The following is a 25,526-nucleotide window of genomic DNA, read 5'->3' as shown; positions in this document are numbered from 1 at the left end:
GTTCACCCTGATGTGCGTCGCATGCTGTTGACCATGAAAGCGCTGAACGAAGGTGGTCGTGCGTTCTCCACTTACGTCGCACTGCAGCTCGATACTGCCAAGTACAGCGAAGACGCAGACGTCAGCCAACGTGCCGATGCCATGGTCGCGCTGCTGACGCCTATCGCCAAAGCCTTCCTGACGGATATGGGCCTGGACACCACGGTTCACGGCCAGCAGGTATTTGGCGGCCACGGTTACATTCGTGAATGGGGCCAGGAACAGTTAGTGCGTGACGTGCGCATTACTCAGATCTACGAAGGCACCAACGGCATTCAGGCGCTGGACTTGATGGGGCGCAAGGTGGTGGCCAATGGCGGCGCGTACTACAAGATATTCTCCGAGGAAGTTCGTCAATTCATCGCTAAGTCCGACAGCTCCCTGGAAGCGTTCACCCAGCCGTTGAGCGCTGCGCTGACCACGCTGGATGAGCTAACTGACTGGGTTCTGGAGAGTGCGCGCAGCAATCCGAATGAAATCGGTGCCGCGTCGGTCGAATATTTGCAAGTTTTCGGTTACACAGCGTATGCCTACATGTGGGCAATGATGGCTAAAGCGGCGCTGGGCAAAGAAGATCAAGACGACTTCTACGCCAGTAAAGTCGGTACCGCGCGATTCTATTTCGCGCGGCTGTTGCCGCGAATTCAATCACTGGGCGCATCGGTCAAAGCGGGTAGCGAATCTTTGTATCTCTTGCAGGCATCGCAATTCTGACAGTGCCTACGTCATGTAAGCATTTGCTTACATGACGTGCTGCTGTTTGGCCGTATCGCCTGAATGGATCCAACGCTAATCTAGATTCATGGACGTAGCGCAGGACGCGCAAATAGATAACACGGACACGTAAGGATGCCTGCCAGGATGGCGGGGCGAAAAGGAAGTCAAAGGGAAACAGTCTGTAAAACCCCGCTTCGGCGGGGTTTTCTTTGTTCTGGGTTTTTAGCTAGGCCCGATCAGATTTGAAACACGACTCTGCTACAGCCCCTCCAGCGGCTCAATGCTGTGATTTAACACTTCCTCTAACACTGATCGCAGCAATTCAAGTGTCGCTTGTTGCCGTTGCGCATCGCGATACACAAGCCCTACCTTAAGCGGCACTCTGGGTTCGCTGATCGGCTTCCACAGCAGCTCGTTGTTTTCTTGAATGTCTCGTGCGCATCCCGGCAGCACGGTCACCAATTTGGTGTACGCCAGGCTGTCGAGTATCCCCGCCATGTTGTTCAGCTCTGCCTGTACGTGCGCTCGACGTCCGAGATTGCTCAGTTGGCTTTGCCAGATCTGTCGGATCTGAAATTCTTCACCGAGCAACAGCATCGGCAGCTCCGCAGCCTGACTCAAGGACACCTTCTTGAATTCGCGCAACGGATGGTTCGCCGGGATGACCAGTTGCAGCTCGTCTTCGTACAGTAAGAGTCCATGCAGCCCCGGTTGGCGCGGGGGTAAATAGCTGATGCCGATGTCCAGCGAGCCATTGAGCAGGCGTCGCTCGATCTCCATACCGGTCAGCTCATAGATTTGCACCACCAGATGCGGCTGTGCCTTGCGCACGCGCTCCAGCATTTGCGGCACCAGGCTCGAATGCACTGTTTGCAATACGCCAATCGCCAGTGTGCGCTGCGACTGACCTTTGAAGTTTCGCAGGGCATCGCGTGCTCTTTGCATGCCTTCCAGTAACGGCACGGCGTGGTTGTACAGCGTGTGCGCCGCCAATGTGGGCAGCAAACGCTTACTGCTGCGTTCGAACAGGCTGACATCGAGACTGTGCTCAAGCAGCCTGATCTGCTGCGACAGCGCTGGTTGCGACAGTGAAAGGCGCTCGGCAGCCCGACCCACGTGGCCTTCTTCATACACCGCGACGAAATAACGCAGTTGGCGAAAATCCATAAGTAACTCTTATCGAAAGTGCTGGAAAATCGAAATGGCCGTTTGCTATGCGTGAACGTAGTCTACGCCCATCCGATAAGGGTTACAGGGCCACAAAGCGCAATGAATAGTGTTCACATCGATGGTGTTTACATAGGCAAAGCGAAAAATCTCGGTCATGGGCTTATCAGCGATATCGATAAGCATCGTCTAGAGAGCCGCTTGTGGCTCTGGCCGCAAGGGCTGGGTACCGACGAGCATGGCGATCCGCGTTTTCACACTGGCCCTGAGCGCGCCCTGCACCATTATCCGTCCGAGCATTATGCCTGTTGGAACAAGCTGTACCCGCACATTGATTGGTGCGCGCCGGCGTTCGGCGAAAACCTGTCTTCCCACGGTTTGACTGAAGAGCATGTGTGTCTGGGTGACATGTTTCGTTGGGGCGGCGCGCTGCTGCAAATCAGCCAACCACGCTCGCCGTGTTATCGCTTGAGTCATCGCTGGGGGTTGGATGATCTGCCTCAGCGTGCGCAGGACACGGGGCGTTGCGGCTGGTTTTATCGTGTGCTCAAGCCAGGATTCGTCAGCCCGCAAGACTCGTTTGAGTTGATTCAGCGCAGTTATCCCGGCCTGACCGTGGCGTGGGCGTTGCGGACCTTCTACCAAGAGCCGCTTGAGCATGCGGGCCTGAAAAAGCTGGTGGATTGCCCGGCGTTATCGTCGCGCTGGCGTGACATTGCACTTAAGCGTTTGCGTACCGGGCGCGTCGAGGATTGGACTGATCGCTTGTTGGGCCTGCCACTCGAAGGGTTGCGCGCATGAACCTGTTCAAGCTGAGACGCGACCGGATGGCTGAAGAGGTCCAGGTTCACAACGCCTACAGCCGCCCATTGAGCGGGTATGAGCAGTCCGGCGAGCGAGATCGAAGCCATGCGCCGTTGGCACAACGCTTGTGCGAAAGCACCGGAAGCGATCAGGCGTATGTCTTCACCGGCCTTTATCAGGCTCGTCAAGGCGCGCTTGCGCTGGCCCGCAAATGGGGGCAGTTGTACCGACGCGGAGCGAGCGCAATGATCGTCATCGGTGCCGTGGGCTCAAGCGTGTTTGCGGATTTCAATCGTGTGCCGCTGCTGGATCTGCGCGCACTGCATGCCGCTGTCGACGCCAGTACCATCGCAATCATTGTTGAGCCAAGCCAAACCGATGCGGCCGCTTCATCATTAACGCATCGCTACTTTCAAGGGGTTGAAAAGCTGTGTCGCGAACTGAACATTCTGCTGATTCTCGACGAGGATCAGACTGACACCTGCCGCTGTGGCGCTTTGCTCTGCGAGGAAGTCCACAACGTACGTGCCGACATCGTCATTCTGGGCAATGGATTGGGTGGTGATCTGCCACTGGCCGCCCTGTTGACCCGTGGTCATGCATCCACTGTCTCGGCTGACAACCTCACCCCAGCGATCTCCCTGATTCGACAGCATTCCTGAACCGTCTTGCGTTTCTTACGCGTGCGCCCCGTGCCTGAAGTGTTGGCCGGGGCGTTTTTTTTGTCCGAGCATTAGTGGCCTGTTGCTGCACCTATTGAACCCCGCCAATCACCCAAGGTCGATTAGCTGTGTGACCCATAAAGGTCATCTTTCAATCAGGAGCTAGCCCATGGACATCCTTCGCATCATCATCGCCATCCTGCTGCCACCGTTGGGCGTGTTCCTGCAAGTCGGCTTCGCCGGTGCGTTCTGGCTCAACATTCTGCTGACCCTGTTGGGTTATTTCCCTGGGATCATTCACGCCGTTTACATCATTGCCAGCCGTAAGTAATTCAAAGTCCAAATACCAGCCACAGTCTATGACTGGCAGCCAGTTTGCTGAACGTGGATGGGTTCTCGGCGTTCTCGTAGGGTGTTGCCGTGATCGGCGCATTTGCGCTGAAAAGCTTGGCCATATCAAATACTTCACCGCTGCCAATGGCGTATGTCTTCCATGTGCCGGGTGTAGGAGCGAACTTGTTCGCGAGGCGGTGTTTCAGATACACCGAGTTGGTTGCCTCGCCAACAAGTTGGCTCCTACAGATACTCTGTTCCCGGTCAGGCCGTCAGCAGGTGCTTTTCGCTGAAAAGCTTGGCCATATCAAATGCTTCACCGCTGTCAATGGCGTATGTCTTCCATGTGCCGGTTGATCGACTGTAGGAGCGAACTTGTTCGCGAGGCGGTGTTTCAGATACACGAGTTGGCTGCCTCGCCAACAAGTTGGCTCCTACAGATACTCTGTTCCCGGTCAGGCTGTCAGCAGGTGTATTTCGCTGAAAAGCTTGACCGTATCAAATGCCTCACCACTGCCGATGGCGTATGTCTTCCATGTGCCGGTTGATCGACTGTAGGAGCGAACTTGTTCGCGAGGCGGTGTTTCAGATACACCGAGTTGGTTGCCTCGCCAACAAGTTGGCTCCTACCGATACTCTGTTCCCGGTCAGGCTGTCAGTAGGTGTATTTCGCTGAAAAGCTTGACCGTATCAAATGCCTCACCACTGCGCAGAGTGTATGTCTTCAATGTAGCGGGAGCCGCGCGGCTGTATGGACGACGGGCGATCTTCCACGGGTATGCCCGAATCAACTCACCCAAAAATACATCAGCGTCAGGTTGGCCAGCGAGATCAGGCCGAACAACCCCCAGGCGAGGATTTTGGTGGTGATGCTGTTGGCAAACGGCCCCATCAGTTGTTTGTCGCTGGTGAAGCGGATCAGCGGCCATAGGGCAAATGGCAGTTGCAGGCTAAGGACAACCTGACTGAGGACCAGCATCTTGCCCACCGCGCCGTCACCGAGCCAGATCACCCCGATCAGCGCAGGGATTAGCGCCAGGCCGCGGGTGATGAGGCGACGCTGCCAGCAGGGAATCTTCGCTTGGAGAAACCCCTCCAACACCACCTGCCCGGCAATGGTGCCGGTGAAGGTCGAACTTTGACCCGCTGCCAGCAAGGCGACGCCAAACAGTACGCTGGCCAATGCCCCACCCACCAGCGGGTCAAGCAGATGGTAGGCGTCCTGAATCTCCACGACCTCGGTGTGGCCAGTGCCATGGAAAGCCGCCGCCGCGAGAATCAAAATCGCTGCGTTGATCACCAGCGCCAGGCTCAGCGAGCCAATGGTGTCGACCCGGGCATACTTGATCGCACTGGCCTTGCTCTCCTGGGTGGAACCATTGACGCGGGTCTGCACCACGGATGAATGCAGATACAGGTTATGCGGCATGACCGTGGCGCCAAGTATGCCGATGGCGATGTACAGCGGCTCCTGGTGGCTAAGCACATCCCAGGAGGGCCGCAGCCCGGCGACGACATCCGGCCAATACGGCTTGATCAATACCAATTCGACGAAAAAACACGTCGCGATGGTAACGATCAGCCCCAGAACAATCGCTTCCAGACGCCGAAAATTCGCCCCCTGCAGCGCCAGGACGATGAGCGTGTCGAATGCCGTGAGCGCTACACCGGTAGTGATCGAAACCCCCAACAGCAAATGAAACGCCAGCGCTGCGCCCAACACCTCCGCAAGGTCCGTCGCCAGGATCGACAGTTCAGCGAGTATCCACTGACCTTTGGCCACAGCAGGGCTGTAGCGCTGAGCCGACAATTGCGCCAGGTCACGACCCGTGGCGATGCCCAGCCGTGAGCAAAGATTTTGCAGCACCATGCCCGAAAGACTCGCCAGCACCACCACGAACAGCAGCGAATAACCGAACCGCGAGCCGGCTTCAATGGCTGTCGCCCAGTTGCCGGGGTCCATGTAACCAATCGAGATCAACAGGCCCGGACCGACAAACAACATCATTTTCCGTACAAACGAGGCGTTTGCCGGAATGGCAACCGTATCGGTCACAGCAGAGGGGCAAAAAGGCGCGGTGGCGGTAGTAGGCAGTTTGTACTTCACGAAGACCCAACGTTAATGGCGACAGGCGACGCAGCTTAAACGCGCAGAAATGTTTTGTCTCGATCCCCCGCCAAACCCAGCTTCTTCAATGGGACGGCAGAACGCAGTTAAACCAATGAGTCAACGTGTTGGCGAGGCGTCCAATGAAGCGCACCTGAGACACCGCCTCGCGAACAAGTTCGCTCCTACAGAGGCGTCAGACGCCATAAAGGCTCAAAAAAATATAAATCAGCGCAATAAACCGTCTTAAAGCGAGATAAATCCACCCAAATACACACACATTACTAAATGTAAAACCATTACCATGCTCAGTCCCTCGGACCCGGAAATCTCGTATGTCTGCTCTTTCTCAAGCAGCCTTGATGGCTAACGTCACCGCCAATGGTGTGAACCCAGTGCGTGCCGCGCACATCTCGGCACGTATTGATCGTCTGCCCGCCGTGTCCACGCTCTGGAAACTGGTGGCCTTACTGTCAATCGGCGGTTTTTTCGAGCTGTACGACCTGTTCCAGACCGCCTATATCAGCCCCGGCCTGATTCGCGACGGTCTCTTCGCCACGGGCAATCAAGGCGTGTTCGGCTTTTCCGATCAGGCCGCGTTCGCTTCGGCGACCTTCCTTGGCTTGTTCCTCGGCGCCAGTTGCCTGAGCCCCATCGCCGACCGCTACGGGCGTCGGGCGATTTTCACCTTCGCGCTGATTTGGTACACCGTCGCCACCGTGCTGATGGGCATCCAGACTTCGGCACAGGGCATCATCTGCATGCGATTTCTGGTGGGCATTGGCCTGGGCATCGAACTGGTGACCATTGACGCTTATTTGTCGGAACTGGTGCCCAAGCGCATGCGCAGTTCGGCGTTCGCGTTCGCCTTTTTCGTGCAGTTTTTGTCTGTGCCGTCAGTGGCGCTGATGTCCTGGTGGTTGGTGCCGCAGGCGCCATTCGGTATTTCCGGCTGGCGTTGGGTGGTGCTGGCCAGCGCAGTGTTCGCGCTGTTCATTTGGTGGCTGCGTTCGCGCCTGCCGGAATCACCACGCTGGCTCGCGCAACACGGTCGCTTCGAAGAGGCCGAACGGATCATGGATAACTTGGAGGCCCGTTGCGTCAAAGACCTGCAACGCAAAGCGCCCGGCAAAACCCTTGATGAACCGCAAACCCACAACGTCACGGTCGAAGGCAAAGGCCGTTTCGCCGACATCTGGCAGCCACCGTATCGCCGTCGCGCGCTGATGCTGATCGTCTTTCACGTGTTCCAGGCCATCGGCTTCTTCGGCTTTGGTAACTGGCTACCGGCATTGCTGTCCGGCCAGGGCGTCAGTGTCACTCATAGCCTGGCATATGCCTTTGTCATCACCCTCGCCTACCCGCTGGGGCCGTTGCTGTTCGTCAAATTCGCCAACCGTTTCGAAAACAAATGGCAGATCGTCGGCTCGGCATTGGGCGCGATGATCTTCGGCACCTTATTCGCACAGCAAACCACCGCTGTCGGTTTGATCGTCTGCGGGGTGATGATCACCTTCTGCAACGCCTGGCTGAGCTTTAGTTATCACGCCTACCAAAGCGAGCTGTTCCCCACCAACATCCGCGCCCGTGCAGTGGGGTTCTGTTATTCATTCAGTCGCTTGTCGACGGTGTTCAGCAGCTTGCTGATCGGCTTGTTCCTCGATCACTTTGGTACACCGGGAGTACTGACGTTCATCGTTGTCAGCATGTTGATCGTGATCATCACCATCGCCACGTTTGGGCCGCGTACGCGCAATCTGGCGTTGGAGGATATTGCGCATTGAGGCATCGCGTTGCCGCGCTTCTTCTGTAGAAGCCAACGTGTTGGCGAGGCGGCAGACCTGATGAGTCAATCAATACGTCTGGCGAACACGTGAGTGCCTAGTGAAAATCCGGTTCCGTTGTGTCGGCTTTGTTGCGTCAACAAATCCCCAGCCGCTTGGCCAAGCGACTCAAGTTCGCCCGATCCAGGTTCAGCTCCCGTGCAACCTGGGCCCATTTGCCCTGATGACGCTCCAGGGCCTCGCTGATGAGCCCCCGCTGAAACGCATCCACGGTTTCCTTGAGCCCTTCCCCAGGCTTTATGGCAGGCAAAACGCCGTTGACCGCCAATGCCGGCGCGGGTGCAGCGGTCTCGTTGTCCAGCCCCAGCGCAGATGCATCGATGGTCAGGATTCGAGGACGTTCAGCCAGACCAGACAACGCTTTCAATACTCCGCGGCTGATCGAGTGCTCAAGCTCACGCACGTTGCCCGGCCATGAGTAACCCAGGAGCATTTTCTGCGCTTCGCTGCTTATCCGCAGGCTGCGCAGGCCCATGCGCACACGGTTCTCTTCAAGAAAGTTGCCAGCCAACAGCAACACATCGCGACCACGCTCACGCAGCGGCGGCACCACCAGCGGGTAGACGCTCAGGCGATGGTAGAGGTCGGCACGAAAGCGACCCGCCCTCACCTCTTCGGCGAGGTCGCGGTTGGTAGCCGCGATGATCCTCACGTCGACGTGGTGCTCCTGATCCGAACCGACGCGCTGCAATTGCCCGCTTTGCAATACCCGCAGCAGCTTGGACTGCACAGCGAGTGGCAACTCACCGACCTCATCGAGAAAGAGCGTGCCGCCATCCGCCAGTTCGAACTTGCCACTGCGGCCATTGACGGCCCCGGAAAAAGCCCCTTTTACATGGCCGAACAGTTCGCTTTCAACCAGCATTTCCGGCAAGGCCGCGCAGTTGAGGCTGATCAGCGGTTTGTGCGCCCGGGGGGAATTCAAGTGGATGGATTCTGCGACCAACTCTTTGCCGACCCCGGTTTCGCCGGTAATCAGTACCGTCAAAGGGCTGTTGCCCACCAGTTGGATTTCCTGCTGCAATCGCTTATGCACCACGCTTTGACCGATCAACTCACGCGGGCCACGGCCACCAGCGGCGCGTTTATAGATTTCCGTCAACTGACGCTGATCCTCAACGCTGCGGGCCAATTGGTTGATCCGCTCGCTGGCCGTCACGGTTGCGGCCGCAAGACTGGAAAACGCCTGAAGATTGTCCAGGTCAACGCTGCCAAAGCGAGACGGGTTCAGTGAATCGAGGGTGATCACGCCCCAGGGTTTGTCCTGCACGTACAACGGGCAACCCAGACAGTCGTGAACCTCCAACTGCCCCTGATGCCCATCGATAAGCCCGTCGTACGGGTCGGGCAATTCGCAGTCGCTGGAAAAACGCGTCGGACCATGGTTTTCCAGAATGATTTTCAACCGAGGATGTTCCTCGACCTTGAAGCGACGCCCAAGAGTGTCAGGGCTCAAACCCTCCACCGACATCGGTACCAATACATCGTCTTCAAGTTTAAGCAGCGCAACCGCATCGCACGGCAGCAGTTGGCGCAGCGACCTTAACAGCCGCCGATAGCGCTCCTCATCCGGCAGTTCACGGGACAAGTCGGCGACCAAAGGCACCAACGCCAACAGCAAGGGATTCGTCATAACGACCTCAAAGGCGGGGTGTCCAGCTCAAGGGAGTGGCGTCGCCGTGATTATGACAGCGCAGAGAGTCAAATCGACAGCACACTTTAGTAGTCGTTATGACACCCACGATTAGCCAAAGGATGCCGAGCGTGCTTGCCAAAGACGTAACACGGTTTTCGCCAACTATCAGTCGCAGTTACTCGCCAATAAACTGCCATGCTGTTGTTTCAACATTGAAACAACTCAACGTTTAGTAAGAACTTTCAATGTTATTAGTTTCTGACGCCAAACCGCCGACACATTGAACAGCGCTATTTAATATAAATGAAGTGGCGGAACGCTTATTTTGTTTATAGTCGAGATGACCCGATAAGGAGCACTCACTATGGCTAGAATTCAGGGACGAGTTCTTGAAACTTTCCCTCCCCTGATAGTCGATTTGGACGGCACTTTATTGCGTTCGGATTTGTTGATGGAAACGGCGATGGCGTTTGTCAGAAGTCATCCGCTGAAGGTCTTCAAGCTGCTTGGCTGGTTGCTCAAAGGCAAGGCGGCGCTCAAGGAAGGGCTGGCGCTGGAGACGCAGATTGACGTCTCGATTTTGCCTTACGACCCCCATGTCATCGAAATGATCAAGGCTGAAAAAGCCCTGGGCCGCATGATCGTGCTGGCGACCGCCAGCCATGTGAGCCTGGCCGAAAAAATCGCCGAGCATCTTCAATTATTCGATTTGGTGCTGGCGTCCAATACCAACCGAAACTTGTCCGGCCATAAAAAGCGCGATCTGTTAGTGGCGCACTATGGTGAAGGCGGTTTTGATTATATCGGCAACTCAAAGGACGACTTACCGATCTGGGGCGTCTCGCGCTATGCCTATGTAGTGAACCCGGATTCAGGTGTTGAAAAGACTATTACCTCAACACGAAAAATCGAACATGTTATTCGCTCCAATACCGCCAGCCTGCGTGATTGGCGCAAAGCCTTGCGGATGCATCAATGGCTGAAAAACGCCTTGATCTTCGTCCCGTTGCTGGCGTCTCACCGTATCAGCCAATTTGAACTGGTACGCGATGGCGTGCTGGCATTTGTTTTTTTCGGCCTGTGTGCCTCCAGCGTTTATATCCTTAACGACCTGCTGGACCTGTGCGACGACCGCCACCATAAAAGCAAATGCCATCGCCCATTCGCCAGCGGAAAGCTGTCGATCAAGGCAGGCTTATTGCTGGTGCCGACCTTGCTCGCCTTGTCCTTCGGTGGCGCGTTGCTGTTGTTGCCTTGGCAATTTTCCGCCGTGATGGCGGCCTACTACGCCCTCACGCTCGCTTATTCGCTGCATCTCAAACGCATGATGGCGGTGGATGTCATCGTGCTGGCGATGCTCTACACCGCACGCATCATCGCAGGCGTCGCGGCTTTCAACCTGACGTTGACGTTCTGGATTCTCGCGTTCTCGATGTTCATGTTTCTGAGCCTGGCGATGGTCAAGCGCTATGCCGAACTGCGCGACGCCCGTGCGCGGGAGGTCAATACCATGGCCCGGGGACGTGGTTACTACCCCGGCGATCTGGACATGATCGCCTCACTCGGTGCGTCGTCAGGCTATCTGGCAGTGATGGTGTTGGCGCTGTATATCCAGGATGCGGCAACCACGGTGCTGTATGTCGCGCCGCACATCATCTGGCTAGCCTGCCCGCTGCTGCTGTTCTGGGTCACGCGGGTGTGGATGCTCACCCACCGCGGCATGATGAACGACGACCCGGTGGTATTCGCCATCCGTGACCGTACCAGCCAGTTGATTGGCGCGGCGTTCATTCTGATGTTCTGGATCGCTGCATGAGTGCGCCGCTGTACTCCTGGGGGCGCTTTCCCCTGACTCCACAGCACGGCCACAGTTGTGTGTGGCTGGACGAGTTGCCGCAGCAGTTGGACCGAGTCATCGACCGTCATCAGAGCAGCTTGCCGTTCGGTAACGGCCGCAGTTATGGCGACAGTTGCCTGGCCGCCAGCGATGAAGTGCTGCACATGAGCGCGCTGGACCGGCTGATCGAAGCGGACTGGCAAACCGGTACATTGCGGATCGAAGCAGGCATCACGCTGGCGGCAGTGCTGGCGGTGGCAATCCCCAAAGGCTGGTTTTTGCCGGTGACACCCGGCACTCAGTTCGCCACCGTCGGTGGCGCCATTGCCAACGACGTTCATGGCAAAAACCATCACGTGCGCGGGACTTTCGGCCGACATGTACGCAGCTTCGGCCTGTTGCGTCATGGTCAGCCGTCGATGACCTGTTCGCCCAGCCTCAACGCCAGCCTGTTCGCTGCCACCATTGGTGGCCTGGGCCTGACGGGGATCATTGCGTGGGCTGACATTCAGCTGATGCCGATTCGCGCCAGCCAGATCGACTTCACCGTACAACGCTTCGGCAATCTGGCCGAGTTTTTCGCCCTGTCGGCGGAGCTGGACGCACAGCATGAATACAGCGTGGCCTGGGTCGATTGCCTGGCCAAGGGCGCCGACACCGGGCGCGGCGTGTTCATCGTCGGCGACCACGCCCAATATGGCTCGCTGGAAGTCGGCCAGCGCTCGAAGCTGAGCATGCCGCTGACCCCGCCGGTATCGCTCATCAATAACCTGTCGCTGAGCGCGTTCAACAATGCGTATTGGCATCTGCATCCACGCCTGCGCACTCAGAAGCGCAGCCGTTACGAGCCGTTTTTCTACCCACTGGATCGCATCCTGCACTGGAACCGAATCTATGGTCGTCGGGGGTTTCAGCAATACCAATGCGTGATCCCGGACGCCAATGCCGAAGTCGCCATGGCCGAACTGCTGGTCGCGATTGCCGATGCCGGTCAGGGGTCTTTTCTCGCCGTACTCAAACGCTGCGGCGATATGCGCTCGCCAGGCCTGCTGTCGTTCCCCATGCCCGGGACCTCGCTGGCACTGGACTTCCCCCAGAGTGAAGCCCTTGAAAACGTTGTATTCCCATGCCTGGACGAGATTGTCCGGGCTGCGGGAGGCCGCTTATATCCGGCCAAGGACGCCCATATGAGCGGCGCCGACTTTCGTCAGGCTTACCCGGCCTGGGAGCGACTGGAGGCGTTGCGCGATCCCTCCCTGATGTCCCGTTTCTGGAGACGCGTGATCCTATGAAAACAGCTACGAACACAGCGATCAAACGCGTTCTGATCATCGGCGCCACATCGGCCATTGCCAGTGCCTGTGCCCGTTTGTGGGCCACTGAGGGCAGTGATTTTTTCCTCGTCGCGCGTAACGTCGACAAATTGCAACAGACCGCCGCCGACCTAAAGGGACGCGGCGCCCGGAACGTCACGCTGCATGAAATGGACGCCAACGACATTCAGGCGCACCCCTTGATGGTGAGCCGTTGCCTGACGGCACTGGGTCAAATCGACATCGCGCTGATCGCCCACGGCACCCTGCCCGACCAAAAAGCCTGCGAACGCGACGTTGATTTGGCGCTGCGCGAATTCGCCAACAACTGCACCTCGGTCATTGCCCTGTTGACAGTGCTTGCGGTGCAGTTCGAGACCCAGCGCTGCGGCAGTCTGGCGATCATTTCGTCGGTGGCGGCGGATCGCGGCCGTCCTTCGAACTATCTGTATGGCAGCGCCAAGGCGGCGGTATCGACCTATTGCGAAGGCTTGCAAGCCAGGTTGTTCAAGGTTGGCGTTCACGTCACCACGATCAAGCCGGGCTTTGTCGACACGCCGATGACCAAAGGTCTGGCGCTGCCTGCAGTGCTGCTGGCGCAACCGGCGCAAGTCGCGCAACGCATCGTCACCGGCATCGCCAACAAGGTGCCAACGCTGTATGCCCCTGGATTCTGGGCGCTGATCATGTGGGTCATTCGCTCGATCCCTCAGCCCGTGTTCAAGAGGCTCAACTTGTGAGCGAATCACTGCACCTGTCCGGCTGGCGTTTTCGCGCAGTGGTGTTGTCGGTGGTCGGCTCGGCGTTGGGTTATCTGGGTTTCTCGTTATGGGGCGGCTGGCATGCGGTGGCCCAGGCCGTGGCCGAGGTCGGACTGATCGGCATCGTCATTGCGCTGCTTATGTCCTCGATCAACTACGGGCTGCGCTTTTTGCGTTGGCAGGCGTACTTGAACGTGCTCGGCCACCCGATGCCGTGGCGCCCGAGCCTGAACATCTATCTGGCCGGTTTCGCCTTGACCACCACGCCCGGCAAAGCCGGTGAAGCCTTGCGCGGCGTGCTGCTCAAGCGTTGGGGCGTGCCGTATCCAATGAGCTTCGCGGCGTTTTTCAGCGAGCGTCTATCGGACTTGTTCGCCGTGGTGCTGTTGACGTTGTTCGGTTTGTCGCTGTACCCCGACGCGCTTCCAATGATCGTTGTCGGCGTCGGCCTGGTGCTGGTTGGTTTGCTGGTGCTGTCACAGCGCCGGTTGCTGGAGCGCCTGACGCTGATGATCCCTGCCGAGGGCGGCAAAGTGATCGGCCTGCTGCGCCACCTGATGCAGGTGTTGGTACAGGCGCAGCGCTGTCATCGGTTGGGCCTGATGCTCGGCCTGACCTTGCTTAGTGTGATTGCCTGGAGCGCCGAAGCGCTGGCCTTTGACTGGATTCTGCACTGGATGGGCGCCGACATCCCGCTGACCTTCGCGGTGTTTGTGTATGCGCTGGCGATGCTGGCTGGCGCGGTGAGCTTCATGCCGGGTGGCCTGGGCGGCGCGGAAGCAGTGATGGTCGGGCTGCTGGTGTGGAAAGGCATGTCCAGCGCCGATGCGATTGCCGCCACGGTGTTGATCCGTCTGGCCACCTTGTGGTTTGCGGTGGCCATCGGCGCGGTCATGTTGCTCAAACTCAAGGCCCAAACCCCACTGCGTAGCCAATCGGTTCAGTCGCACCCACAAGCACTTTCAAGCGTTTTAAGTAGAAAACAGGGACAGGAGTAGAAGTCATGGTTGCAGGGTTACGAGATCGGTCGTCGACGCTCATCCCGCTGTTATTGGTCATCGGCGTGATCGCCTGGAGCTTCATCGCGTCCAGCGGGCCGATTCAATGGATGGACAATGGCGTGTTTCTCGCCGATGCCTCACAGGGCCAGTACTTCAGCGAATCACTGGGGCCGTTGGATCATCCGCTGTATCAGTTTTTCATCACGGCGGTGTTCAACCTATTCGGGCCGCACCTGCTGAGCTTGCTCAACTCGTTTCTGCTGATTCCACTGGCGTGGGTCATCTATCGGCTGGCAACCAGCGTGGGCGCTACGCCGCGTCAGGCGTTGTTGGCGATTGTCGTGGCGATCCTGTCACACGCTGTGTTCTGGATCTCGACCAAAGCCGAGGTGTACCTGCTGCACACCTTGCTGGTGATGCTGGCGTACATGGTGCATTTGGACACGCGCTTGCGACTGGGCGTGCTGAAGAAGCTGTTCATCATCGGCGTGCTGACCGGCCTGGCAGCGGCGATCCATCAATTGACCTTCATCGTGCTGCTGCCGCTGTATGCGCAACTGCTGTGGCAACACCGCTCACGCACGCTAATAACCATCCCCGGTGCCGCGCTGGGTTTTGCCGTAACCTTTCCGGCGATCATTCATGACCTGGGGGCCGGGCGAAGCCTGCTTGAGATTGGCCATCGCTACCTGATCGGCATCCCGGACCGCGCTGCGGAACTGAACTGGGAGGGTTCGTTGTTTCGCTTCGACGACATGTGGCACGAAAAAAACTCGGTGGTGCTGTTGCTGCTGTCGTTGGTCGGGCCGCAGGTGTTGGGACTGGTCTTGCCGAAAGCGCCAAGGTTGCGACTGTTATGGTGCGCGGCCGTGCTCAACTTGCTGTTTGCAGTGTCGTACAACGTCACTGATCGCTTTACGTTTTTTTTGCCAGGGGTTGTGCTGCTGAGCATCCTTGGCATCCTTGAGTTGCAGGCGCTGCTGCCAAAACTGCGTGCCGAAAAACTGATGACGGCTTCAGTGTTGTGTTCGCCGGTGGCTATTTTGCTGGTGTATTCGATCTACGCCAGCAACATCATTCAATTGCCCACCCACACCGAAAAGCTGCCATTTCGCGACGACATTCACTACTTCATGGCGCCCTACCTGCCAGATCGCTCCGCCGAAGCCTTCGTGCGCAGCTACGAATTGGCCGCCCCCGAAGGCGCGCTGATCATCTCCGACTGGACCCCCAACGGCGCCTTGCGCTCAGCGCAAGCGAGTGGCTTGCTGAAAAACCGCACGTTCGAACTCTGTGAAGAGGTGCAAGACATCACCGCTTACCTGCAAGGCCCCGGCGCATACCTGGCGCGCACCAGTTATTGCGGGGTGATTGCCGACAGGTTCCAGCTCGATGCATTGCCGGTGGGGTATGCGGTGAAGGCGAAAGGGACGTTGTAGGCAGCCGGCCTGGGACAGATTCATTACCTATTGCCGAAGCGCTCAAGAGTCAAGTGCTTATTTCGCTTTCAGCGGCAACGAGGCGTCTTGTCTGTACGTACGATCCCGGGGGGAAACCCAACGTTTGACTTGGGCCTCCAACGCCTCGCTATGGTACATATCAAGGCATTTCAACAGATCGAATCGAACGCCCTTTACCTCTGACTCCACAATCGGATTGTGATAATCCCTAGTGAGGTAATCATCCACCAACCCGCGGATGGCATACGGACCCTGTTCCAAATCACAAGAGCCCCAGTCCCTCAACGCGCTCACGCTACTTCCCGCGTCTTTGGCGACATCCGCGTCATGTTTGTAGGCGGTGGTGATACACGTTGCCAGAGCCATATCCTTGTAGTTTTGTGCGTAAGTCCGAGTCCCGGCTTGTGGAGAGTTCCGATTTTTATCCTCAGCCTGAGTGACCGACGAACAGAAACCTATAATTATGGCGGTATATATACACAGTCTTTTTTTTATCACGTCAGACTCCAAAAATTTGCCTTCTCCGTGCGATATGCAGCCTCTGGCTGGTTGAAGTAGCAATGATCGTAGCAAAGTCGACCGTCGAACAAGGTCGGCACTTACCCCACTCCAGCGCACCCTCCTTAATTTGCCCGAAAGACTGATTTAACCCCCATGCACGGCAGCGCCATCAACAAGGCCAATACGCTAGATCTGGACAATGGAGACTGCGACGTTGTGTCGGCAAAACGCTTCGAACGAGCCATTCAGTTACCTGAAAAGTGACGTGCGGGCCCGCCAATACGAATCCTTATCAATATCTTTCATAAGTAACTTAGCATTCTGGCTTTGCCGATGCCGAGCCATTGGATGATCAAGGTCCGTTACCGTTGATACATTGGACGCCGTAACGGCTAATGGCCCGCCCTCAGCCCATGGTCGTATACGTCAACATGCGATAGCCATATACCATCGCGCCGCGAACCAGCGCGGATCACGGACGTCGACCCTCTGGATCACCCAACTTCTGTAGGCGAAGGCAACATAACGTCCTCGTATGAAAGAATGCATTTGCGAATAAATTCCCCCACAGGTTCGCGCTCTGCCGAGTGTTTAGCATTCAACGGCCGCCGTCCGTTGAATGAAAATCGCACAGACTCTTCAATCGCCATGAAATATCCGCTAATTGAGTCCGTCGTGCTGGACTCAGGCCAACCGTGCTCCATAAACTGTCGCCCATCATTTCGTAACCCCGGTTGACCTGATGTTGGGAATGGAAACAACGACCTATGAATCGAAATGAACTGCGCAAGGCCGACATCAACCTGATGGTGGTGTTCGAGACCTTGATGCAAGAGCGCAACGTAACCCGCGCTGCGGAAAAGCTGTTCCTTGGTCAACCGACCATCAGTGCGGCACTCAATCGCTTGCGGACCCTGTTCAACGACCCGCTGTTTATTCGCGTTGGGCACCGCATGGAGCCCACCGCCCGCGCTCAAGAGATTATTCATCACCTGTCGCCCGCGCTGGATGCGATGTCGGTTGCACTGAGCCTGACGCGGGATTTCGACCCTGCCAGCAGCGACATGACCTTCCGCCTGGGCCTGTCCGACGACGTCGAGTACAGCCTGCTGCCGCCCCTGCTGCGCGAAATCCGCAAGGAAGCACCAGGGATCGTAATCGTGATCAAACAGGTCAATTACTGGAATATCTCGGAATTTCTCATGTCCGGCGAGGTGTCGGTAGGCGTGTGCATGACACGGGAATTGCCAGCCAACGCCAAACGCAAGTTGCTCAGAACAGTGCAGCCAATGGCGGTGCAGGCCAACAAATCGTCCAAGCCAATGACGCTGGACGAATACTGCTCACGCCCGCATGTGGTGGTTTCGCATGTCGCCAATATCAGCAGTTTTGCCGATGAGTGGCTGGAGGCCATTGGCCGCAAACGCCATGCCGTGCTGTCGGTGCCGCAATACAGCACGCTGCCAGCGTTGATGGCGGGCACCGATCTGCTGTGCAATTTGCCCGACCATTTAACGGCGGCCATGACGAAAAGCGGTCTGCTCTATGGCGAGCCACTGCCCTTCATTACCCCGAATCTGGACCTATCGATGGCTTGGCTCAGTGTCATGGACACCGATCCTGCGGAGCGCTGGTTGCGTAAAAAGCTGGAGTTGTTCATGGGGGATCATAGCGAGATCCCCTCGGTGCCAAAGACTTAACCGAAACGCCCAGTGATGTAGTCCTCGGTCTGTGTCTTTGAAGGCTTGGTGAAGATGGTATCCGTGTCGCCGTGCTCGATCAGTTCACCCATGAACATGAACGCGGTGTAGTCCGAGCAGCGCGCCGCTTGCTGCATGTTGTGGGTGACGATGATCACCGTGAACTGCTCTTTAAGCTCTGTGATCAACTGCTCGATACGACCTGTGGAGATCGGGTCGAGCGCCGAGGTCGGTTCGTCCAGCAGCAACACTTCAGGGCGCAGCGCGATGGTGCGGGCAATACACAAACGCTGTTGCTGACCACCCGACAGGCTTTGCGCACTCTGCTTGAGCTTGTCTTTCACTTCATCCCACAAGGCCGCACCACGCAGGGCTTGTTCGACGCGCTCTTCCATCTCACGACGCGACAGCTTTTCGTGGTGACGCACGGCGTAGGCAATGTTGTCGTAGATCGACATCGGGAACGGCACCGGCTTTTGAAATACCATCCCGACATTGCTGCGCAGGCGGTTCATCGAATAGCCCGGCGCCAGGATGTTCTCACCATTGAGCAGCACTTCGCCGCGCGCTTCCTGCTTGGGGTACATCGAGTAGATACGGTTAAACACGCGCAACAACGTCGACTTGCCGCAACCCGACGGCCCGATGATCGCAGTGATGCGCTTCTCGGGGATATTCATGTCGATCGACTTTAGCGACTTGTGGTTGTTGTAGAAGAACTCGAGGCCGCGTACCTGGATCTTGGTTTTTTCATTGGCAAGGGAAAGGTTATTCATCAGGACGACCTATTACGCAAAAGAATGAGACGGGAGCACAGGCTGAGGACCAGAACGAACAGGGTCAGGATCAGCGCGCCTGCCCAGGCCAGGGAGTGCCAGTCATCGAACGGGCTCATGGCGTACTGGAAGATCACCACCGGAACGCTGGCGATTGGCTTGAGAATGTCACTGCTCCAGAACTGGTTGCCAAAGGCGGTGAACAACAACGGCGCGGTTTCGCCGGTGATACGCGCCAGCGCCAGCAAGACACCGGTCACTACACCCGCCTTGGCCGCGCGCAAAACGATTTGCAGGGTCAGCTTCCATTGCGGCACGCCGAGCGCCAACGCGGCTTCGCGCATGGTCGACGGTTGCAACTGAAGCATTTCATCGGTGGTACGCACCACCACCGGAATCACCAGCAGAGCCAGAGCCAGGGCGCCGGCCAGCGCCGAGAAACCGACCTGATGGTTGGTGACCGCGCTCAACGGCAGGATAACGGCGGTATAGACGAACAACCCCAGCACGATGGACGGCGCCGAAAGCAGGATGTCGTTGATGAAGCGTACTGCGTTACCCAGCTTGGTGTGACGGGCAAACTCAGCCAGCCAGATACCCGCCATCAAACCAATCGGCGTACCGATCAGCAGACCGATGCCAGACATCAGGAAGCTGCCGTAAAAGGCGTTGGCCAAACCACCTTCAGATCCTGGCGGCGGCGTCATCTCAGTGAACAAGCGCACATTGAGCGCCTGAAAACCATTGACTACCGTGGTCAACAGAATCCACACCAGCCACAGCAACCCGAACGCGGTAGCACCACAGCTCAACACCATCGCAATGATGTTTTTCAGGCTGCGCATCCGGTACAGGTTTTCGTTATCGGCCTTGCTCATAGCCCCTCCTTGCGCGACAGACGAGACAGCATCAGACGGGCCAGTGCCAGTACGATGAACGTGACCACAAACAGCAAGAAGCCAAGAGCGATCAGTGCCGAACGGTGCAGGTCGGTATAGGCCTCGCTGAATTCGTTGGCGATCACCGAGGCAATCGAGCTGCTGGGCATCATCAAGGACGCCGAGAACTGATGGGCGTTACCGAGTACGAAGGTCACCGCCATGGTTTCGCCAAGGGCGCGACCTAGCCCAAGGAAAATCCCGCCCACCACTGCCGAGCGGGTATACGGCAGGACGATGTCCCAGACCACTTCCCAGGTTGTGCCACCCAGCGCGTAAGCCGATTCCTTGAGGGCCACCGGGACGCTACGAAACACCTCCTGCATCACCGAAGTAATAAATGGCGTGATCATGATCGCCAGCACGATGCCCGCGGTCAGCATGCCGATACCCAGTGGAGGCCCCTGGAATACCGGGCCGATCAAAGGCAACGCACCCAGATTGTCATTGATCCAGGGCGCCATGTTTTCGGCCATGAACGGGCCGAACACAAACAAGCCCCACATGCCGTAAATGATCGAAGGAATGCCTGCCAACAACTCGACCGCCGAGGCAATCGGCATGCGTAACCAGGGCGGTGCGACTTCAGTGAGAAAAATCGCGATGCCGAAGCTCACCGGAACGGCGATCAGCAACGCGAGAAAGGATGTCACCAGGGTGCCGTAGATTGGGACCAACGCGCCAAACTTGCCGTTGACCACATCCCATTCGGAACTGGTAAGAAATTCGAAACCAAAGGTCTTGAACGCCAGGGCCCCGCCCCACAGCGTTGAACCGGCGATACTCGCCAGCAGGATCAGCACCAACAGAGCCGCGCCAAACATCGTGCGCCGGAACCAGGCGTCATGACGGTGATCGCGGGCCGCGCGTTTTTCGCTCTCGGATTCGACTTCCGGAATGACAGCGGACATATATTGGGTGTTTTCAGTCATGGTGGGTCCACTCGCAAAGAAACCCTGTCACCGAGCAGCGATGACAGGGGTAAGACGGAGAAACGTCGAGTTACTTGGTGAACTCGGTTTTCCAATAGTCTTCAATCTTGCTGACCAGCGATTTTGGCAGTGCTACGTATTCCAGCGATTCAGCCTGGGCCTGACCTTTTTCCAGCGACCATTTGAAGAAGTCGAAAGCGGCAGCGCTTTTCTCGGCGTTCTTCGGTTGCTTGTACATGATGATCCAGGTGGTCGCCGTGATCGGCCATGCCGCGTCGCCCGGAGCGTTGGTCATGATCAGGTTGAAGTCTTTGGCGCTGGCCCAATCGGCAGTGTCAGCGGCAGCGGCGAAGGCTTTGGCATTAGGCTCGATGAATTTGCCTGCAGCGTTTTTCAGCTGTGCGTAAGAGATTTTGTTCTGGGTGGCGTAGGAGTATTCAACGTAACCGATCGACCCCTTGATCTGTTTTACGTAAGCCGCCACACCTTCGTTACCCTTGCCACCTACACCGACTGGCCATTGAACAGCCGAACCCGTACCAGGACCGGATTTCCAGGCATCACTGACCTTGCTCAGGTAGCTGGTGAAGTTGAACGAAGTACCCGAACCGTCAGAACGGTGAACCACTGTGATCGCGGTGGCAGGCAGGTTGACGCCGGAGTTCAGCGCGACGATCGCAGGATCGTTCCACTTGGTGATCTTGCCCTGGAAGATGTCACCCAGCACCTGGCCATCAAGGCGCAACTTGCCGCTCTCCACGCCTTCAAGGTTGTAGACCGGCACGATGCCGCCGATCACGCTTGGGAACTGCCCCAGGCCGCCAGCTTTCAGATCGTCTTCTGACATCGGAGCATCGGATGCGCCGAAATCTACGGTGGCAGCCTTGATCTGTGCGATACCGCCGCCCGAACCGATCGACTGGTAGTTGATGCGGTGCGCAGCGTCCTTGCTGTAGTCCTGCGACCACTTGGTAATAACCGGGAACACGAAACTCGAACCAGCGCCCGTGACATCAGTAGCGTGTGCCATCCCAGACAGGCACATTGAAGCCAGCAGAAGTGACAGGCGTTTTTTAGTCAGCAGAATCACGGCAATACCTCAAATGAGAATTTGTGTGTGTGGTCACAGTTGAAGACCCGAGGCAGATTTAAAACTGGAAACATTTCTGTTTGATGACAGTCTTTCGACAAGCATGAAGAACGGGCCATTTTTGTACGTCTTTTCCTACAGCCTGTAAAAAAGAAACCCCCGGTTTCATTGAAGAAAGCGGGGGTTGTCTAGTTTTCTGAATTTAATATCAACGGGCCATGTTCTGCCTTTTCAGGATGCTATGTGCTGTGTCAGCCTGTGTTCGCCGATTTGTGGAGCGAACGGGTTTGGCGGCCAATAAGACGCCGCTAACGAACCGGTGTTTATTTGGCGATGGCTTCTTTCGGCTCAAGTGTTTCGAAATTTTGCGATTGCAACTTCATGTCTGCCACAAACGGTTTCTCCGGCTTCATGGTGAACGTCAACAGCACACCCGCCGCCATGATGCCGATAGACACCACAAACGTGATGTTCCAATTGCCAGTCTGATCGATCAGGTAACCGGCCAGTACCGGGCTGACAATGGCGGCGGTAAAGCCGGTACCGCTCATGATGCCGCTGGCAGTGCCGGAACGGTCGTAGGCAATATCCATCGGGATCGCCCACATCGGGCCGATGGTCATCTCGTTGAAGAACATCGCAGCACCCAGGCACAGCAGCGCGTACATCGGCTCGTGCAGGATCAACACCGGAATCAGTGAGATGCCGGTCAAGGCCATACAAATCGCGACCATATAACTGCGAGCAACGCGCAGATTGCCAGTACGGCGCAACAATCGATCACTGATCATTCCACCGACCAGATCCCCGACAACGCCAGCAAAGAACACTCCCGAGGTGAAGATCACCGCACTTTTGATGTTCAGGTTGAAGTTGTGCATGAAGTACAACGGCATCCAACTGAGCATCAGCCAGAGAATCCAGTTGTAACAAAAGTAAACGCTGGAGACCGGCAGCATGCGCTTGTACAACCGCGCCCAGGTGCCTGGCACGTCTTTGGGATGAATCTTGGGCGCCGGTAACGTGCGCAGTTCTTCTTGCGTGATGCGCGGGTGATCGGCCGGTTTCTCGGTGTAGGTCACGTACCACAGCACCAGCCAGCCAAAACTCAAGGCACCCAGCAGATAGAACGCAAAGCGCCAGTCGTAGGCACTCATCAATGCCATCACCAGCACCGGCGCCACGGCGTTGCCCAAACGGGCTGCCGAATGCGTGATGCCCTGCGCCATGCCGCGCTTATCCTTGGCCACCCACGAGGCCATGGCGCTGGTCGCCGCCGGAAAGGTCGCGCCCTCTCCCAAGCCCAGCAGCAAACGCGCCAGAACCAGAGAAACGAAACCGCCCGCCATACCGGTCAATGCCGTGGCGATGGCCCAGATAAACGCGCAAGCCACCAGCGTACGCTTGGCGCCAAAGCGGTCGCTAACCCAGCCTCCGATGAATTGAAAGATCACGTATGGATACGCGAATGCAGAAAAGATGAACCCCAGCTGCGTATTGCTCAGCCCCAGCTCAGAACTGAATTGGCTGGCCGCCGTACTGATATTGACCCGGTCGACGTAAGTGATGAAGTACATCAGGCACAGCATTACCAGCACGGTGGTGGTGGCCTTGATCTTTAGCCGTTTCATGATTGCGATCCTCAGTGTCTTTTTTGTAGTTGTTCACTAATGCGCTCGTGTAATCAGCCCTCACAGTTCCAGAATCGCGCCCTCGCGTCGCAGGTCTGAAATCTGCTCGGCATCAAAGCCGTACTCTTCGAGAATTTCCACGGTGTGTTCGCCCAACAGCGGCGACGGTCGGCTGACCTGTTTCGGGGTTTCGGAAAATCGGATCGGCAACGCAATACTGCGTGCGGAACCTGTGACCGGGTGATGGGTTTCGACGATCATTTCGCGTTCGAGGATCTGCGGATGCTCCACCGCCTGGGAAATATCCAGCACCGCCCCCACCGGCAAGCCCGCTGCGTCCAGCCGCTTGACCCAGTTGTCGGTGGTGTCATGAGAAAGACTCTCGGTGATCAAGGCCACCAGCGCGTCGCGGTTATTCATGCGCAACACGTTGCTGGCAAACCGCGGATCGTCGTTGATGTGCGGCGCATTCAACACTTGCAGCAAACGCTCGTAATTGCCCTGATTGGCTGCACCGATATTGATCCAGCCATCCTGGGTGCGGAACGCCTGATACGGCGTACTGGTGGAGTTGGCCGAGCCCATCTTCGGCAATATCACGCCTTCGGAAAAGTAATTGGCGGCAGGCCAATACATCTGCTGAAAGCCGGCCTCCAGCAACGACGTGTCAACGACCTGCCCTTGCCCAGTCTTCTGCTTGTGAGCGTAAGCGGCAGCAATGCCCAACGCGGCCAGGATGCCGGCGTTTATATCGGCAATCGGCGACCCGGCCTTGATCGGCGCCTGCCCCGGTTCACCCGTTGCGCTCATCAAGCCAGACAACCCTTGAGCAATCAGATCAAAACCACCTTTGTCGGCATAAGGCCCGGTGCGCCCATAACCGGACACCGAACAATAAATCAGCCCGGGATTGAGCTGCTTGAGGCTGTCGTAACCCAGCCCGAGTTTTTCCATGGTGCCTTTGCGGTAGTTCTCGGTGACCACGTCAGCGTCAGCCAACATACGGCGCAAGACTTCTTTACCACCTTCAGTCTTGAGGTTGAGGGCGATGTCGCGCTTGTTGCGGTTGAGGATCATGAACGAGGCCGATTCGCCGTGTTCGAGGATTGGCGCAAAGCGACGGCAATCATCGCCGCCATCCATTTTCTCGACCTTGATCACGTCGGCGCCCATGTCGGCCAGCATCATCCCGCAGATAGGACCAGACATAATGTGCGACAGCTCGATGACCTTCATACCCTGCAATGGACCGGCCATGTCATTTACCTCCAAAAACAGGCGTGCGTTTGACCAGAAAAGCCTGATAACCGATCTGGAAATCCTCGGTGCCAAAACAATCGAAGGCCTCGTCGTACTCTTCTGCGGTCAGCGGCCTGGCATCGGTGCTGCGCTGCACGAACTTCTTGTGCCAACGCGCCACCAACGGCGCGCCATCGGCAATGCGACGAGCGCTCTCTAGCGCGTGTTGCTCCACCTCGGCGTCGGCGACGACTCGACTGACAATACGTTTTTGCAGCGCCTCGGCAGCGCCGAACACGCGGCCCTCCAACAGTATTTCCAGGGTAATGTCGGGACCTGCAATGCGCATCAGTCCGGTCATTTCGTCGTGGGACATGGCCAGCCCAAGCTTATTGACCGGCACCCCGAAACGGCTCGACTCACCGCATATACGGATGTCGCACAAGGACGCAATGCCCAGGCCGCCACCCACGCAAATACCATGGATCATTGCCACCAGCGGGTGTCGGCAGCGCGCGATGGTACGTAATGCGCCGTGCATCACGGGCCCATACAGGCGCGCTTGCTCGACATTGCTGCGGTGGCTTTCGAATTCTGAAATGTCATTACCAGGACCGAACGCTCGGGTTCCAGCACCACGAATGATGATGCACCGGATGGAGTCGTCGGCGTCCAGTTCGCGGAAGGTGTCGTCGAGCAACTGCCACATGGGCATGGTGGTGGCGTTGAGTTTTTCAGGGCGATTGAGAATCACAGTGACAATGTCTGCATTGCGCTCGACCAGTACCAGAGGCGCCGAACGGGATGTCTCGACAGCGGTTTTTACGGGGGATGTCTGCGTAGTCATAAGGTACCTTTCTTATTTTCGATTACGGTTTTGGGATACCGTTTCGTATTTTTGGTATCCCAAATATAGAGATTGCTCTTTTCAACGCAAGCAGTTTTTTCGACATTCGCTAAAGCGCTGACGAATGACCGGACGTGTGACTCCCACAAAAATCACCTAAAACATTGAGCTGCAGGTAGATTTTCAGCGTT

The 25,526-nt window shown here is 57.1% G+C and carries 22 protein-coding genes and 1 pseudogene; 11 read left to right on the top strand and 12 right to left on the bottom strand.

Going from position 1 to position 25,526, the window contains the following annotated elements; translation table 11 throughout:
- A partial coding sequence (locus tag VGC62_RS01000) for an acyl-CoA dehydrogenase C-terminal domain-containing protein (protein ID WP_331185239.1) occupies positions 1-753 on the top strand: 753 nt, incomplete at its 5' end.
- A 261-nt stretch (positions 754-1,014) separates the two neighbouring features.
- Here VGC62_RS01000 and VGC62_RS00995 read toward each other — a convergent pair.
- Positions 1,015-1,923 carry a LysR family transcriptional regulator gene (locus tag VGC62_RS00995; RefSeq protein WP_331185238.1) on the bottom strand — a complete coding sequence of 303 codons (909 nt, stop codon included), beginning with the start codon at positions 1,921-1,923 and terminating at the stop codon, positions 1,015-1,017.
- Positions 1,924-2,025: 102 nt separating this feature from the next.
- Between VGC62_RS00995 and VGC62_RS00990 the strand changes: the two genes are divergently transcribed.
- The 3 genes from VGC62_RS00990 to VGC62_RS00980 all read left to right on the top strand — a co-directional run bounded on the left by VGC62_RS00990 (position 2,026) and on the right by VGC62_RS00980 (position 3,720).
- The gene (locus VGC62_RS00990; RefSeq protein WP_331185237.1) at positions 2,026-2,724 is read left to right on the top strand and encodes an MOSC domain-containing protein; all 699 of its coding nucleotides are present in this window, start codon (positions 2,026-2,028) and stop codon (positions 2,722-2,724) included.
- Positions 2,721-3,389, top strand: coding sequence for an aminotransferase class III-fold pyridoxal phosphate-dependent enzyme (locus VGC62_RS00985; RefSeq protein WP_331185236.1), 669 nt, complete (start codon positions 2,721-2,723; stop codon positions 3,387-3,389). The genes VGC62_RS00990 and VGC62_RS00985 overlap by 4 nt, the downstream gene beginning before the upstream one ends.
- A 169-nt stretch (positions 3,390-3,558) precedes the next feature.
- Positions 3,559-3,720, top strand: a complete 162-nt coding sequence (locus VGC62_RS00980) for a YqaE/Pmp3 family membrane protein (protein ID WP_331185235.1) — start codon at positions 3,559-3,561, stop codon at positions 3,718-3,720.
- Positions 3,721-4,509: 789 nt separating this feature from the next.
- Here the strand turns inward: VGC62_RS00980 and VGC62_RS00975 are convergent.
- Positions 4,510-5,817 (bottom strand): Nramp family divalent metal transporter, encoded by a 1,308-nt coding sequence (locus tag VGC62_RS00975; RefSeq protein WP_331185241.1) that lies wholly within the window; start codon positions 5,815-5,817, stop codon positions 4,510-4,512.
- Positions 5,818-6,164: 347 nt separating this feature from the next.
- Between VGC62_RS00975 and VGC62_RS00970 the strand changes: the two genes are divergently transcribed.
- Entirely contained in the window at positions 6,165-7,613 is a 1,449-nt protein-coding gene (locus tag VGC62_RS00970) for an MFS transporter (protein ID WP_331185234.1), read from the top strand.
- Positions 7,614-7,749: 136 nt separating this feature from the next.
- Here VGC62_RS00970 and norR read toward each other — a convergent pair whose 3' ends face one another.
- Complete coding sequence (gene norR, locus VGC62_RS00965; RefSeq protein ID WP_331185233.1) at positions 7,750-9,306, bottom strand: nitric oxide reductase transcriptional regulator NorR; 1,557 nt, start codon at positions 9,304-9,306, stop codon at positions 7,750-7,752.
- 367 nt (positions 9,307-9,673) lie between these two features.
- Between norR and VGC62_RS00960 the strand changes: the two genes are divergently transcribed.
- Genes VGC62_RS00960 through VGC62_RS00940 form a run of 5 tightly spaced genes read left to right on the top strand, consistent with a single transcriptional unit; the run spans position 9,674 to position 15,660 of the window.
- Positions 9,674-11,125 (top strand): UbiA family prenyltransferase, encoded by a 1,452-nt coding sequence (locus VGC62_RS00960; RefSeq protein ID WP_331185232.1) that lies wholly within the window; start codon positions 9,674-9,676, stop codon positions 11,123-11,125.
- Entirely contained in the window at positions 11,122-12,438 is a 1,317-nt protein-coding gene (locus tag VGC62_RS00955; protein WP_331185231.1) for an FAD-binding oxidoreductase, read from the top strand. The genes VGC62_RS00960 and VGC62_RS00955 overlap by 4 nt, the downstream gene beginning before the upstream one ends.
- A 20-nt stretch (positions 12,439-12,458) precedes the next feature.
- Complete coding sequence (locus VGC62_RS00950; RefSeq protein ID WP_331185240.1) at positions 12,459-13,199, top strand: SDR family oxidoreductase; 741 nt, start codon at positions 12,459-12,461, stop codon at positions 13,197-13,199.
- Positions 13,196-14,218, top strand: a complete 1,023-nt coding sequence (locus tag VGC62_RS00945) for a lysylphosphatidylglycerol synthase transmembrane domain-containing protein (RefSeq protein ID WP_331185230.1) — start codon at positions 13,196-13,198, stop codon at positions 14,216-14,218. Before VGC62_RS00950 ends, VGC62_RS00945 begins: the two co-directional genes overlap by 4 nt.
- Before the next feature lie 5 nt (positions 14,219-14,223).
- Complete coding sequence (locus VGC62_RS00940) at positions 14,224-15,660, top strand: DUF2723 domain-containing protein (protein WP_331185229.1); 1,437 nt, start codon at positions 14,224-14,226, stop codon at positions 15,658-15,660.
- Between the two features lie 57 nt (positions 15,661-15,717).
- Here the strand turns inward: VGC62_RS00940 and VGC62_RS00935 are convergent, their stop codons facing one another.
- Together VGC62_RS00935 and VGC62_RS00930 are read right to left on the bottom strand one after the other, a co-directional pair.
- The gene (locus tag VGC62_RS00935) at positions 15,718-16,164 is read right to left on the bottom strand and encodes a type VI secretion system amidase immunity protein Tai4 (RefSeq protein WP_414705724.1); all 447 of its coding nucleotides are present in this window, start codon (positions 16,162-16,164) and stop codon (positions 15,718-15,720) included.
- 11 nt (positions 16,165-16,175) lie between these two features.
- A pseudogene (locus VGC62_RS00930) lies at positions 16,176-16,274 on the bottom strand (cytoplasmic protein); the annotation flags it as partial.
- 675 nt (positions 16,275-16,949) lie between these two features.
- Between VGC62_RS00930 and VGC62_RS00925 the strand changes: the two are divergent.
- Positions 16,950-17,882 carry a LysR family transcriptional regulator gene (locus VGC62_RS00925; RefSeq protein ID WP_331185227.1) on the top strand — a complete coding sequence of 311 codons (933 nt, stop codon included), beginning with the start codon at positions 16,950-16,952 and terminating at the stop codon, positions 17,880-17,882.
- On the opposite strand, the gene pstB is transcribed toward VGC62_RS00925, so the two are convergent.
- The 7 genes from pstB to VGC62_RS00890 all read right to left on the bottom strand — a co-directional run bounded on the left by pstB (position 17,879) and on the right by VGC62_RS00890 (position 25,335).
- Positions 17,879-18,658: a phosphate ABC transporter ATP-binding protein PstB gene (pstB, locus tag VGC62_RS00920; protein ID WP_331185226.1), complete on the bottom strand. Its 780-nt coding sequence runs from the start codon at positions 18,656-18,658 to the stop codon at positions 17,879-17,881. The two genes, VGC62_RS00925 and pstB, sit on opposite strands and share 4 nt — an antisense overlap.
- On the bottom strand, positions 18,658-19,536 hold the full coding sequence (gene pstA / locus VGC62_RS00915; protein ID WP_331185225.1) for a phosphate ABC transporter permease PstA: 879 nt from the start codon (positions 19,534-19,536) through the stop codon (positions 18,658-18,660). Before pstA ends, pstB begins: the two co-directional genes overlap by 1 nt.
- Positions 19,533-20,528: a phosphate ABC transporter permease subunit PstC gene (pstC, locus tag VGC62_RS00910; RefSeq protein WP_331185224.1), complete on the bottom strand. Its 996-nt coding sequence runs from the start codon at positions 20,526-20,528 to the stop codon at positions 19,533-19,535. Before pstC ends, pstA begins: the two co-directional genes overlap by 4 nt.
- A gap of 70 nt (positions 20,529-20,598) precedes the next feature.
- Positions 20,599-21,618: a phosphate ABC transporter substrate-binding protein PstS gene (gene pstS / locus VGC62_RS00905; RefSeq protein WP_331185223.1), complete on the bottom strand. Its 1,020-nt coding sequence runs from the start codon at positions 21,616-21,618 to the stop codon at positions 20,599-20,601.
- A 323-nt stretch (positions 21,619-21,941) separates the two neighbouring features.
- Positions 21,942-23,249: an MFS transporter gene (locus tag VGC62_RS00900; RefSeq protein ID WP_331185222.1), complete on the bottom strand. Its 1,308-nt coding sequence runs from the start codon at positions 23,247-23,249 to the stop codon at positions 21,942-21,944.
- Positions 23,250-23,309: 60 nt separating this feature from the next.
- Positions 23,310-24,506 carry a CaiB/BaiF CoA-transferase family protein gene (locus VGC62_RS00895; RefSeq protein ID WP_331185221.1) on the bottom strand — a complete coding sequence of 399 codons (1,197 nt, stop codon included), beginning with the start codon at positions 24,504-24,506 and terminating at the stop codon, positions 23,310-23,312.
- Between the two features lies 1 nt (position 24,507).
- On the bottom strand, positions 24,508-25,335 hold the full coding sequence (locus VGC62_RS00890; RefSeq protein WP_331185220.1) for an enoyl-CoA hydratase/isomerase family protein: 828 nt from the start codon (positions 25,333-25,335) through the stop codon (positions 24,508-24,510).
- Between the last annotated feature and the right edge of the window lie 191 nt (positions 25,336-25,526).

The organism is Pseudomonas sp., from assembly GCF_036404235.1.
In the GTDB taxonomy this organism is placed as follows: Bacteria; Pseudomonadota; Gammaproteobacteria; order Pseudomonadales; family Pseudomonadaceae; genus Aquipseudomonas.
Note: the sequence above shows the minus strand (reverse complement) of the source record. Positions and strands in the feature narration are given on the sequence as shown.

What these genes read in the sequence shown, in the direction of transcription:
- VGC62_RS00995 (WP_331185238.1), bottom strand. Translation starts at nt 1,923, where the DNA reads ATGGATTTTCGCCAACTGCGTTATTTCGTCGCGGTGTATGAAGAAGGC.
- VGC62_RS00990 (WP_331185237.1), top strand. Translation starts at nt 2,026, where the DNA reads ATGAATAGTGTTCACATCGATGGTGTTTACATAGGCAAAGCGAAAAAT.
- VGC62_RS00985 (WP_331185236.1), top strand. Translation starts at nt 2,721, where the DNA reads ATGAACCTGTTCAAGCTGAGACGCGACCGGATGGCTGAAGAGGTCCAG.
- VGC62_RS00980 (WP_331185235.1), top strand. Translation starts at nt 3,559, where the DNA reads ATGGACATCCTTCGCATCATCATCGCCATCCTGCTGCCACCGTTGGGC.
- VGC62_RS00970 (WP_331185234.1), top strand. Translation starts at nt 6,165, where the DNA reads ATGTCTGCTCTTTCTCAAGCAGCCTTGATGGCTAACGTCACCGCCAAT.
- norR (WP_331185233.1), bottom strand. Translation starts at nt 9,306, where the DNA reads ATGACGAATCCCTTGCTGTTGGCGTTGGTGCCTTTGGTCGCCGACTTG.
- VGC62_RS00960 (WP_331185232.1), top strand. Translation starts at nt 9,674, where the DNA reads ATGGCTAGAATTCAGGGACGAGTTCTTGAAACTTTCCCTCCCCTGATA.
- VGC62_RS00955 (WP_331185231.1), top strand. Translation starts at nt 11,122, where the DNA reads ATGAGTGCGCCGCTGTACTCCTGGGGGCGCTTTCCCCTGACTCCACAG.
- VGC62_RS00940 (WP_331185229.1), top strand. Translation starts at nt 14,224, where the DNA reads ATGGTTGCAGGGTTACGAGATCGGTCGTCGACGCTCATCCCGCTGTTA.
- VGC62_RS00925 (WP_331185227.1), top strand. Translation starts at nt 16,950, where the DNA reads ATGAATCGAAATGAACTGCGCAAGGCCGACATCAACCTGATGGTGGTG.
- pstB (WP_331185226.1), bottom strand. Translation starts at nt 18,658, where the DNA reads ATGAATAACCTTTCCCTTGCCAATGAAAAAACCAAGATCCAGGTACGC.
- pstA (WP_331185225.1), bottom strand. Translation starts at nt 19,536, where the DNA reads ATGAGCAAGGCCGATAACGAAAACCTGTACCGGATGCGCAGCCTGAAA.
- pstC (WP_331185224.1), bottom strand. Translation starts at nt 20,528, where the DNA reads ATGACTGAAAACACCCAATATATGTCCGCTGTCATTCCGGAAGTCGAA.
- VGC62_RS00900 (WP_331185222.1), bottom strand. Translation starts at nt 23,249, where the DNA reads ATGAAACGGCTAAAGATCAAGGCCACCACCACCGTGCTGGTAATGCTG.
- VGC62_RS00895 (WP_331185221.1), bottom strand. Translation starts at nt 24,506, where the DNA reads ATGGCCGGTCCATTGCAGGGTATGAAGGTCATCGAGCTGTCGCACATT.
- VGC62_RS00890 (WP_331185220.1), bottom strand. Translation starts at nt 25,335, where the DNA reads ATGACTACGCAGACATCCCCCGTAAAAACCGCTGTCGAGACATCCCGT.